At 40.7% G+C, this 11,748-nt stretch carries 8 protein-coding genes; 6 read left to right on the top strand and 2 right to left on the bottom strand.

Going from position 1 to position 11,748, the window contains the following annotated elements:
• The 4 genes from AC1DRQ_RS12715 to AC1DRQ_RS12700 form a co-directional block, all read left to right on the top strand.
• Positions 1–704, top strand: a 704-nt coding sequence (locus AC1DRQ_RS12715) for a glycosyltransferase family 9 protein (RefSeq protein WP_477424866.1), incomplete at its 5' end; no start/stop codon positions are given.
• A gap of 18 nt (positions 705–722) precedes the next feature.
• Positions 723–1,718: a glycosyltransferase family 2 protein gene (locus AC1DRQ_RS12710; protein ID WP_477424864.1), complete on the top strand. Its 996-nt coding sequence runs from the start codon at positions 723–725 to the stop codon at positions 1,716–1,718.
• Positions 1,715–2,533 (top strand): hypothetical protein, encoded by an 819-nt coding sequence (locus tag AC1DRQ_RS12705; RefSeq protein WP_477424862.1) that lies wholly within the window; start codon positions 1,715–1,717, stop codon positions 2,531–2,533. Before AC1DRQ_RS12710 ends, AC1DRQ_RS12705 begins: the two co-directional genes overlap by 4 nt.
• Before the next feature lie 60 nt (positions 2,534–2,593).
• Positions 2,594–4,456 (top strand): ABC transporter ATP-binding protein, encoded by a 1,863-nt coding sequence (locus AC1DRQ_RS12700; protein WP_429400293.1) that lies wholly within the window; start codon positions 2,594–2,596, stop codon positions 4,454–4,456.
• Between the two features lie 19 nt (positions 4,457–4,475).
• Here AC1DRQ_RS12700 and AC1DRQ_RS12695 read toward each other — a convergent pair whose 3' ends face one another.
• Together AC1DRQ_RS12695 and AC1DRQ_RS12690 are read right to left on the bottom strand one after the other, a co-directional pair.
• Positions 4,476–5,372 (bottom strand): glycosyltransferase, encoded by an 897-nt coding sequence (locus AC1DRQ_RS12695; RefSeq protein WP_477424859.1) that lies wholly within the window; start codon positions 5,370–5,372, stop codon positions 4,476–4,478.
• A gap of 148 nt (positions 5,373–5,520) precedes the next feature.
• A complete protein-coding gene (locus AC1DRQ_RS12690; RefSeq protein ID WP_477424857.1) occupies positions 5,521–6,195 on the bottom strand; it encodes a porin family protein in 675 nt (224 codons plus the stop codon).
• A 189-nt stretch (positions 6,196–6,384) separates the two neighbouring features.
• Between AC1DRQ_RS12690 and AC1DRQ_RS12685 the strand changes: the two genes are divergently transcribed.
• A complete protein-coding gene (locus AC1DRQ_RS12685) occupies positions 6,385–8,106 on the top strand; it encodes a glycoside hydrolase family 3 protein (protein ID WP_477424855.1) in 1,722 nt (573 codons plus the stop codon).
• Positions 8,107–8,407: 301 nt separating this feature from the next.
• Positions 8,408–11,581, top strand: coding sequence for an ATP-dependent helicase (locus AC1DRQ_RS12680; RefSeq protein ID WP_477424853.1), 3,174 nt, complete (start codon positions 8,408–8,410; stop codon positions 11,579–11,581).
• Positions 11,582–11,748 lie beyond the last annotated feature (167 nt).

Raw genomic sequence — 11,748 nt, 5'->3', positions numbered from 1 at the left:
TAGCTGCAATAGCCAGAAATGCGGGTATTAAATTAAGAATTGGCACCACCAACAGGCTTTATCATTGGTTTACCTGTAATAAACTGGTTAGGCTTAGTCGCAAAAAGTCTGATCTGCATGAAGCGCAACTAAATCTCGCTTTATTAAAACCATTTGGACTAATTGGCGCACCATCACTACAGGAAGTAATTGATCATTATAGTTTTGAACGTACAATACAGTTGCCCCAACCACTGGCAAATAAACTTGTTAAAGATAAATTTAACCTGATCCTTCACCCAAAATCGCATGGTAGCGGCATGGAGTGGGGGCTTGATAACTTTGCGGAACTGATAAATCAACTACCCTCTGATAAATTTAACATCATTATAACCGGCTCTGAAAAAGAAAAACTGTTATTGGATAAATGGATAACGACCCTGCCAGGCCATGTAATGGATATGGCTGGTAAAATGACCTTGCCCGAACTTATTGCCTTTATATTTAATGCAGATGGTTTGCTTGCATCAGGAACCGGACCATTACATATAGCTGCAGCAGCTGGTACCAACACCCTGGGATTGTTCCCGTCATTTAGGCCCATACATCCGGGCAGATGGGCTCCACTGGGTAAAAGAGCCGATTTTCTGGAAAGTAATGCCGGCGATTTAAATAGTATAACTATTGACAAAGTTGCCGACAAAATTAAAACGTGGAGCAAATAATCAGCATATTTATATTTGATGCAAAACACCAGCACTAATCCGGGCATATCTGTAGTTATACCAAATTATAATGGTAAAAACCTGTTAGCTAAAAATCTGCCTTTTGTATTTGCTGCCCTTAAAGCWAGTAATTGCACCTATGAAGTTATTGTGCCAGATGATGCATCTGCAGATGATAGTGCAGATTTTATTTTGCAGCATTATCCTGAAATTATTTTGATCAGGAGTGAGAAGAATTGTGGGTTTTCAATCAATATAAATAAAGGAATAGCTGTTGCTAAGCTCGAACTGGTTTTATTATTAAACAGCGATATTAAGCTCAGCGAAGATTATTTTGCAGGTCAGCTTAAATATTTTACCCATGCCGGCACCTTTGGGGTAATGGGCCAGATACGTGATGAAGCTACTGATGAAGTTGTTGAGGCTTGCAAATACCCGCGCAGCTCATTATTCAAGATCAATCATTTTAAAAACGTAGCTTTTGATGGTAAAGGCGATGTTTATACTTATTATTTAAGCGGAGCCAACGCCCTGGTAAACCGGCAGAAACTGGTAGAGCTTGGCGGGTTTAATGAAATATTTTCACCTTTTTATCATGAGGATCTTGATCTGTCATTAAGGGCCTGGGAAAGTGGATGGAAATGTTATTACGAACATAGCGCCGTATGCTGGCACGCCGTATCGGCTACCATAAAGGCACATAGTTCAAAAAAGATCATCAAAACCATAAGCACACGCAATAAGTTGCTGCTGCATTATTTTCATCTGCAGGGCATACGCTTATATTTGTGGGCTGTTATTACATTTTTATCATTGTTGGTAAGATGGGTAAGCGGTAAGCTGTATTATTATAAAGCATACCTGCTTTTTATAAAAAAGATACCGGCAATGCGTAGCTATAAACAACAGTTTATAACCACTGCTGTTGCAAAGCGGCAATATATCCCCTTTATTACTGTTAAAGAAAGTATTATTAAAGTGCTTGACCAAACTTTTAAAATGCAACAAAAATGACCGTGCTACCTGAGTTTATTAAACAAATTGAACAGCCGGTTTACAAGTACAGATATTCTGTTTGCACACTGGTAACCCGTAGGCAGGAATACCAGGAGATGCTGGATTCATTTTTAAATGCTGGTTTTACCACAGATATCTGCGAGTATCTTGTTGTTGATAACAGCGAATTTAACCGGATGGATGCCTATCAGGGTATTAATTCATTTCTGCAGGCGGCAAGCGGCGAGTATATTATTATATGCCATCAGGATATTTTGCTTATTAATAAAGATAGTAAGCAACTGCTTGAGCAACAGATTGCAGAAATTACCAGCCTTGATCCCACCTGGGGGATCCTTGGGAATGCCGGCGGGGCCGACCGGCTTTATAAACGCATGGCTATAAAAGTAGCTTACCCCGGTGGTTTTATTGATATACAGGGAACCGTTCCTCAAAAAGTAGGCAGCCTTGACGAAAATTTTATGCTGGTTAAAAACAGTGCTAATCTTGCACTATCGGGCGATATAGGGGGCTATCATTTATATGGCCTGGATCTGTGTACCGTTGCCAGGTTATTGGGATACTCGGCCTACGTGATAGATTTTTTACTCGTTCACAAGAGTACTGGAAATGCAGATAACTCATATTATGATATATTAAACCGGGTGAAAGCTAAATATACCCGGTTTATGAAGGGCCGGTATGTTAATACTACCATTGCCAGGTTTTATTTATCAGGGTCGGCATTTTGGAATATGATGTTCAATACCCGGTTATTCAGGAGAGTTATTAAAACCGCCGAAGAAATAAAATTCAAATTAAATAGACCCTGATATTATAAACCGGCACATAAATTAAATTACTGTTAGCTTTGCATCTTTATAAATATTTTAATGAAGACTTATTTCAGACTTCTTTCTTTTGCCAGGCCAATAGGGAAATTTGCCGTTCCGTACTTTATATTAACTTTATTTTCGGTAATATTTAATACGCTTAACCTTGCGCTGCTGGCACCGTTATTAAAAACAATTTTTAACCCGGCTACTGCCGAGGTGATAAGCAAGCCTGCCAGCTGGTGGGACCCTTTAAAGGATTTTAATTATTTTGCTTACACAGCCAATCAGCATTATGGCTCACTGGGTGCTTTAAAGTTTGTTTGTGTTGCTATTGTTGTATCAGTGTTGCTAAGCAATTTATTCAGATATTTTTCGCAGCGCATTATGGAAAACCTGCGGATTTATACTTTGCTTAACCTCAGGAAAACAGTTTTTAATAACGTAATGAACCTGCACCTGGGTTATTTTAATAATGAACGTAAGGGAGATATCCTTTCAAAAATATCAGCCGATGTGCAGGTGGTACAGTTCTCGGTTACCGGTACACTGCAGGTTGCGTTTAAAGAGCCTTTTCAACTATTAACTTACCTGGTGTTTTTATTTGTTATATCGGTCAAGTTAACGTTGTTTTCTATGCTGATCATTCCCATTTCGGCATTTGTTATATCAAGGATAGTTAAGCGGCTTAAAGAGCAGGCTACCGAGTCGCAGCAAACCTACAGTAACATGATCAGTAACCTCGACGAAGCTTTATCAGGGATAAAGATCATCAAAGCGTTTAACGCGGTGTCATTTATAAAAAATAGATTTGATCATGAGAACAGGGAATATTCAAGAATAACCCGTTCCATGGCCAGAAGACAGCAAATGGCCTCACCTGTATCGGAGTTTTTAGGGGTTTTAATGGTGGCTGGTATTGTATTATATGGCGGTTCATTGATTATTAACGGTACTGGTACCTTATCAGCCGATAATTTTATCGTGTACATTGCCATGTTTTCGCAGATTATGAGGCCCGCTAAGGCCATATCCGATTCATTTAGTAATATCCACTCGGGTATTGCCGCCGGCGAGCGTGTATTGGCTCTTATTGATGAAAAACCGTTAATAGTTGACGCCCCGGATGCTGTTGTAATTAATGACTTTAAAGATAGTGTACGGTTTGAGAATGTATATTTTGCCTATAAGGATAAACCGTCTGCAAACGATGTTCCCGCTGCTGCTGAAGTTGATAAATCTGTACTTAAGAACCTTAATCTCGTAATACCAAAAGGTAAAACTGTTGCGTTGGTTGGCCCATCGGGCGGAGGAAAATCAACCCTGATGGATTTACTGCCCCGTTTTATTGAACCGCAGGCAGGCTCAATATATATTGATGGCAGGAATATTCAATCAGTTACTATGGAATCATTAAGGGGGCTTATGGGCATTGTGAACCAGGAGTCGATATTGTTTAATGATACTATATTTAACAACATTGCCTTTGGTAAAACCGGGGTAACACATGAGCAGGTTGAAGCTGCTGCCCGTATTGCTAATGCGCATAATTTTATCATGGAAACTGATAAAGGCTATCAAACCAATACAGGCGACAGGGGTACAAAACTTTCAGGCGGGCAACGCCAAAGGATCTGTATTGCCAGGGCAGTATTGAATAATCCGCCTATTATGCTGCTTGATGAGGCTACATCAGCATTGGATACCGAATCAGAAAAACTGGTTCAGGATGCATTGAACAACCTGATGAAAAACCGAACTTCTTTGATCATAGCTCACCGCTTGAGCACTATACAAAATGCCGATCTTATTATTGTATTGGAAAAGGGCAGTGTTGTTGAGCAGGGATCACATCAGGAATTGCTGCAAAACAACGGTTTGTATAAAAAACTGATAGATATGCAGACATTTAATGAGGAATAAAAAGATTATCAAGGTGAATTTAACCTGGTCTTTTAACTTTCGAAATATTCAGATACCTTAATATTATATAATAACGCAGTTTAAAAAAAAGTTTAAAGTCAAGATTAAAATACCTGTTATTCATTCTTAATATTTTGCTGGCATGGCTTAACGGAAGATTTAAGGACGAAAGCAATTTTATAAAATGTTTAAAGGTGGCTTTTTCTGAATATATTACTTGCTCACGGGTTAAGTTTTCGTGATTTACAGGAAGCACCTTGTTCCATTTTTCATGAAGCTTAATAGTATCCAGCATCCAGTTTTTATCAAATTTACCTTCAGAAAAATGTTCAATTAAAACTTCATAGGTAACAGCCACTTTATATTTTTGCCCAATAGATAATGACAGGTCAAGGTCATAAACATGAAACCCGGTAAAGTTTATCTCATCAAACATAAACTCGCTTGCTATTTTTTTGGTGGTGCATAGCCAAACCCCATCAACACAGGCTACCTGCGCAAGTTTTTCATTATTAGGATTTCTGAAAATATGCTCAGTTGGCTTGTTTGAGTGTTTATTATGTTGTATCAGATTGCTGTAATAAGTGTTTGGTCCTAAACCTCCCCATCCCGAAGGGGTCATGGGTTTATATGAACTTCCAATAACGCCTAATAAACCCAGGCTGGGATCTTTAAAGATATTTAAGATAACCTTGCCCCAGTTATTAGTTTTAATGAGCACATCTTCATGCATAAAGCATAGGGTATCATACTGGGCTTTTAAGATCCCCTTATTGTAAACAGAACAAATACCCTGCTCGCCTGAACTGTTGTCGGTAGCAATTATTTCGTAAGGTACACCAATTGTTGCCGCGATGTTTTCGCTTACCTGGTTTAGCAGGGTTTTATTCGCAGAACATATAATTACTGAGATCATTTATAGGGGTAAATGTAAAGTATATTAAATAAATTAACAGTTAAAAAGGTAACGTTTAAAAAGCATTTTTGTTACGCTAAACAGCTATATACGCAAAATGCTGTAGGGTTGCTACAGCATTTTGTTAATTTACTTTCGAAATATATTTTTACTGAAACTTAAATCCCAACCCAATTYGCCAAACCTGGTTACGGAAATCGGGCAGATCAGCTTCGTTTGAACTATTTCTGGAAAGGTCAATGTTGTAACGCCCCCTGATCTCTACATTCCGGTTAATATCAAAACTAACACCTACTACACCTGCAACATAGCTTTGATCGCCTTCGTGCCCATCATAACGGGTTTCAGCGTTGGTGCCAAAATCACGGTAAGTGTCTTTTTGCGAAGTTAAAAAGGTAAGTTGAGGGCCAATTAAAAAATTAAACCCAGGCACAATCTTAAATTTTGCCAGCAAGGGAATGTCAATATAATTGGTACGTTCTGTAAAATGGGCATTTTCAAGGTCGGCACTAAAGCCTTTTTGCGAAAATAATACTTCAGGCGCGAACGAAAAAGAATAAGTAACAGGAACATCCAATGTAAGCCCGACATTGAAGGCTGCAATACTGCTTGAGCTAAAACGGGAATCATAAGCATCGAGCGAATTCGCGACGTTCAGGCCGGCGGTAAAACCCACTTTAACTTGATTGTCATTATACGGTCTGCGATGTTCATGTCTTACATAACGGCGTGGCGGCCTCTGACCAGGGCCATCATAATACCTTTGTGCACTTGCTGTACCAACTGTAAATAAGCATATCGCTAAAAAGATAAATTTTTTCATTTTTTTAATTGTTTTTTAATGGTAGCGAAACTATCATGAGCGTTTTGTTTTACAGCCTGCTCATTCGGTTTCCTGATTTAGTTTGTTTTATTATATCCATAGAGTAAAAATTAAAGCAAAGGTTTATTAACAGTTTAATTTTTATAATATTTGAATGTCTGGCCCCTGAGTAAAACATACATTTGTACCATGTCAAAACTGAATAACGGTTTTTACCGCATACTAATTATTGCATTAAATTTTATTGCTGTTAATGCTTTTGCACAAAAGGAAAGCTACATACAAAGCTTAAATACAAAAAATCACTGGGTCGATTCTGTTTATAAAAGCTTAAGCCGCAGGCATAAAGTGGCACAATTGTTTTTTATAAGGGCTCACACCAATAAAGGCAAGATGTATGAAGACTCTGTTGCCAGAGTGATAAAAGACCAGCAAGTTGGTGGCCTGGTATTTTTTCAGGGCGGACCCGGCAGGCAGGCAAACCTGGTTAATAAATATCAAAAACTGGCCGAAGTGCCCTTACTAATATCCATGGATGGCGAGTGGGGCCTGGGTATGCGCCTTGACTCAACTATATCATACCCATATCAGATGACACTGGGCGCCATACAGGATAATAACCTGATATACAAAATGGGGCAACAGGTTGCTTATGATTTTAAAAGGCTGGGCATCCAGATAAACTTTGGGCCCGATATGGATGTAAATAATAACCCCAATAATCCGGTGATCAACTATCGCTCCTTTGGCGATAATATGTATAATGTGGCTAAAAAAGGCATAGCTTATTTTAAGGGAATGCAGGATGCCGGTTTGTTAACCACTGCCAAACATTTTCCGGGTCATGGCGATACCAATGTTGATTCGCATCTCGATCTGCCTCTGTTGCCCTACAGCCGCGCCAGGTTGGATTCGCTCGAAGAGTATCCTTTCCGCGAAGCCATCAATGAGGGCATCAGCGGGGTAATGATAGCACATATGAATATCCCCGCATTGGATAGCACCAAACATTTGCCATCTACGCTGTCGCGTCCTATTGTAACGGGTATTTTAAAAGATTCTCTGAGGTTTAAGGGCCTGGTAGTATCTGATGCTATGGAAATGAAAGGGGTTACAAAATATTTCCCCAATGGCGAAGCCGACCTAAAAGCCTTTTTGGCAGGTAACGATATTATTGAACTGTCAGAAAACTCTGACCGTGCTATCAAGCTTATTCGCAGGGCGCTGCGTAAAAATCTTATCAGCCCCGAAGAATTTCAGACCAAAGTAAAAAAAGTGCTGGCCGCCAAATACTGGGCCGGACTTAACAGCCGTCAAAACATTTCGCCCGTAAATTTAAATGCAGATTTAAACAGGCCGGCAGCAAAAGAACTGGTACAGCAATTAAGCGATGCCTCGGTAACGCTGTTGAAGGGTAATTCGGCAGCGTTAAAACTTAATCCATTTTTAAAAACCGCCATAGTAAGTATTGGCGTAGATGCACCCACGGTTTTTCAGCAGGAACTGGCTAAAAGTTTTCCCAACTGCAGATTATTTCTGATTAATAAGAACACGCCGGCTATTGAAATTAGAAATATATTGACCTGGTTAAAACAGTACAACCAGGTAATTGTGGGCGTGCATGACACGCGCCTTCGCCCGCAAAGCAAACTGGACTACAGCAGCGATGTTCGGTTAATGATAGCCGACCTGGCTTCGCGTAAAAATACCGTAATGAGTGTTTTTGCAAATGCCTACACTATTGCTGGCTTGCCAGGCATCGAAAAAAGCAGTGCTTTATTGGTATGCTACCAAATGAGTCCTGAATTGCAAAAATCAGCGGCAAAAGTGATCACAGGTAGCTTAAAGCCAACCGGCAAATTACCGGTGAGTGTTAACGTGTTTTTCCCTACGGGTACGGGGATGCAGTAGATATGTTTGTCGCAGAGTAAACTCACACTAGGCTTTGCTGCGCTCGCCATCCCTCTCTACGCCTTTGGCGTAAAGAGGGATAAAACAGATTTGTCATGCTGAACGGAGTGAAGCATCTATTATACTGCATCCTTAGTTCAAAAAGATTTTTCGCTGTCGCTCAACATGGCAAAATTATATTGAATAACCCTCTTTCCGGTGCAGCCGAAGAAAGGGTCGACAAGCGGAGCGTCGTCGGGGTGAGTCTTCGCCAATAAGCAGTTGACTTCCCACTGGCTTTTCGTAATTTTACTAAACAATTATGCAATCTAACCTCAATAAATATAACGAGAAATTTCAAGCGGCTTTAGCCGGGTTAAATCCCGAACAACTGGCCGCTGTTAATAAAATGGATGGCCCCGTTTTGGTGGTGGCTGGTCCGGGTACAGGGAAAACACAGATACTGGCTGCCCGTATAGGCAAAATATTGACCGATACCGATGCCCTGCCGAGCGAAATTTTGTGCCTTACCTATACCGATGCCGGGGCGGTGGCCATGCGCAAACGCCTGTTTGAATTTATTGGCCCTGATGCTTACCGCATTAACATTTATACCTTCCACGCTTTTTGTAATGAGATCATCCAGGAAAACCTGGAGTATTTTGGCAAGCTGAATTTGGAATCATTGTCTGACCTGGAATCGGCAATGCTGTTTCGTGAACTGGTTGATGATTTTGACAATGAGCATTTATTGAAGCGCTTTACAGGAGATATTTATTACGATACTAAACGCCTGAAAGACCTCTTTTCGACCATGAAACGGGAGAACTGGGATGCGGATATGATTGAGCGGGCGGTTCAGGAATATCTTGATGATATCCCCAACCGCGAGGAATTTGTGTACAAAAGGGCAAATGCCAAAACGGGTATAAAAATAGGCGATCCCAAACAGAAGGATATAGATGCTGCTCATGAAACCATGAGTAAGTTGTTGGCAGCTGTAGGTGAATACAAAAACTATGATACCAAGATGAAGGCCCGCGGCCGTTATGATTATGACGACATGATCATTTGGGTGCTCCGGGCTTTTAGTAATAATGAAGAGATATTGCGCAAATACCAGGAACGCTACCAATACATTTTGGTGGATGAGTTTCAGGATACCAGCGGTTCGCAAAATGAGCTGCTACGCTTTTTGTTGAATTATTGGGATGTGCCTAACGTGTTTGTGGTGGGCGATGATGACCAGTCTATCTTCAAGTTTCAGGGTGCCAACATGAAAAACATCCTTGATTTTGCTACTGATTATGTTGATACGCTGCATACGGTAGTGTTGAAACATAATTACCGGTCCAATCAGCATATCCTTGATATTTCAAAAGCGCTTATCAATAATAATTTCGAGCGTTTAACCAGTCAGCTTAAGCTGGATAAGGACCTGCGCGCATCACACCCTCGCTTTGCCGAAATGCCGGTTGAACCAGTAATCCGTGAGTATGAAAACCCCGATCAGGAATTGGTTGATGTATCGGCACAAATAAAACAACTGATTGATAATGGCACGCCGCCAGGCGAGATCGCGGTGATATACCGTAACCACAGCCAGGTTGAGGAAATGATAAAATACCTCGATATTCAAAAGATAGCCGTGAACACCAAACGCAAAATTGATATCCTGACCCAACCATTTGGCGAAAAGATCATCAATATTATGCGCTACCTCGCCATGGAGATCGATTCGCCGTATAGTGGTGATGAGCTGCTGTTCGAGATCATGCATTACGATTTCTTTAACATAGCTCCAATTGAAATTGCTAAAGCAAGCATCGCGGTAGCAAAAGAAAATTACGGCACTATCAACAACTATAAACCTAAAACATCTCTGCGCCGTTATATTCATGAAATGCGCTTGCCTACTCAAGCAGATCTGTTTGATCCGGGAAAAAATGCAGAGATGAAATATCTCCTCAACAATATTGATGAACTGCTTAAATCGGCTTTAAGTACTACGCTGCAGGCATTTTTTCAGGATGTGATAGCCAAAATGGGTATCCTGCGCTATATTATGCAGCAAACGGATAAGGGCGGGCACATGCAGATGCTCACCAGTTTTTTTGATTTTTTAAAGGACGAAAGTCGCAAGGATCCCGAAATTAAACTGGCCGACCTGATTGCAACCATCGATTTGATGAAAAAGAACGGCATCAGGCTGGATCTTAACCAGGTAATATTTTCAGACAACGGCGTAAACTTTTTAACCGCGCACGGTTCCAAAGGGCTGGAGTTTGAGCATGTATTTTTTATAGGCTGTGATAAACGCACCTGGGACAGCAAAGGCCGCAACTCTGGTTTTAGCTACCCCGATACTTTAACACAAACCACATCAGATGATATTGCCCAAAAAGAAGAGGCACGCCGTTTGTTTTATGTAGCTATTACCCGCGCTAAGCAGCACCTTTCTATATCATACGCCAATAAGGATAAAAAAGCAAAGGATCAGGAAGCGAGTCAGTTTGTAGGAGAGATATTGGCCAGTACTGATTTGCAGGTGCAATATCCAAAGGTAACGGAAACGGCCATGCTTGGTTTTTATATGACCCAGTTTAGCGAGGCCGATAAACCAAAAGTTGAATTGCTGGATAAAAACTACATTAACCAGCTGCTGCAAAGTTATACCCTGTCGGTAACGCATTTAAGTAATTATCTCGATTGCCCGCTGCGGTTTTATTTTCAATGTTTAATCAGGGTGCCGTCGGGTAAAAGTCCGTCGGCTACGTTTGGACAGGCAGTGCATTGGGCGCTTAACAAAACTTACAGGCTGCTGAAAGACAATGACAATGAGTTTCTTTCAACTGAGCAGTTTATGAATGAGTTTCGCTGGTACATGGCCCGTAACAGGGATTCATTTACGAAGGAAGAATTTAAACTGCGTGTGGCCTACGGCGAAAAGATACTGCCGCTGTACTATGAGCAGAATGTGAACAACTGGAATAAAGTAGCCATTACCGAGCGCACCATAAAAAACATTGAAATAGGTGGTGTACCTATAAAAGGTAACCTCGACAAAATGGAGTTTGACGGTAAGCATGTAACCGTGGTAGACTATAAAACCGGTAAGTTAAGGAATGCCAAAGACAAACTATTGCGCCCAACCAATGAGAATCCTAACGGAGGCGATTACTGGCGCCAGGGGGTATTTTATAAAATACTGGTTGACCATGACCGCACTAACGATTGGGAAGTGGTAAGTACCGTATTTGATTTTGTAGAACCGGTAAGTGAGGGCGAATATCACCGCGAAAAATTTGTGATAACCCCCGGGGACATAGAAACGGTAACCGAGCAGATCACCACTACCTATCAAAAAATAATGGCACACGATTTTAACACCGGATGCGGCAAAAAAGAATGCGACTGGTGCCATTTTGTTAAAAGCAATTTTAAACAAGCCGATGAGATTTTGGGGATTGTTAGTGAAGAGGAAGAGGATGTATAGAATCATTATTAAACAGAAAATGTCATTTCGATACGAGGTATGAGTGAGAAATCTTGTACACCGTGCAAAGTTCGCATGAAAAGTTGTCGAAGATTTTTCGCTATCGCTCAAGAGATAGTTTCTCTCTATCGTTCGAAATGACATTTGTTATTCAACATGCATATAAA

Source organism: Mucilaginibacter sp. P4_E8 (assembly GCF_056401495.1).
Note: the sequence above shows the minus strand (reverse complement) of the source record. Positions and strands in the feature narration are given on the sequence as shown.

Excerpts from the sequence above, each read along its gene's own strand:
- AC1DRQ_RS12705 (WP_477424862.1), top strand. The coding sequence starts at position 1,715 with ATGACCGTGCTACCTGAGTTTATTAAACAAATTGAACAGCCGGTTTAC.
- AC1DRQ_RS12700 (WP_429400293.1), top strand. The coding sequence starts at position 2,594 with ATGAAGACTTATTTCAGACTTCTTTCTTTTGCCAGGCCAATAGGGAAA.
- AC1DRQ_RS12695 (WP_477424859.1), bottom strand. The coding sequence starts at position 5,372 with ATGATCTCAGTAATTATATGTTCTGCGAATAAAACCCTGCTAAACCAG.
- AC1DRQ_RS12685 (WP_477424855.1), top strand. The coding sequence starts at position 6,385 with ATGTCAAAACTGAATAACGGTTTTTACCGCATACTAATTATTGCATTA.
- AC1DRQ_RS12680 (WP_477424853.1), top strand. The coding sequence starts at position 8,408 with ATGCAATCTAACCTCAATAAATATAACGAGAAATTTCAAGCGGCTTTA.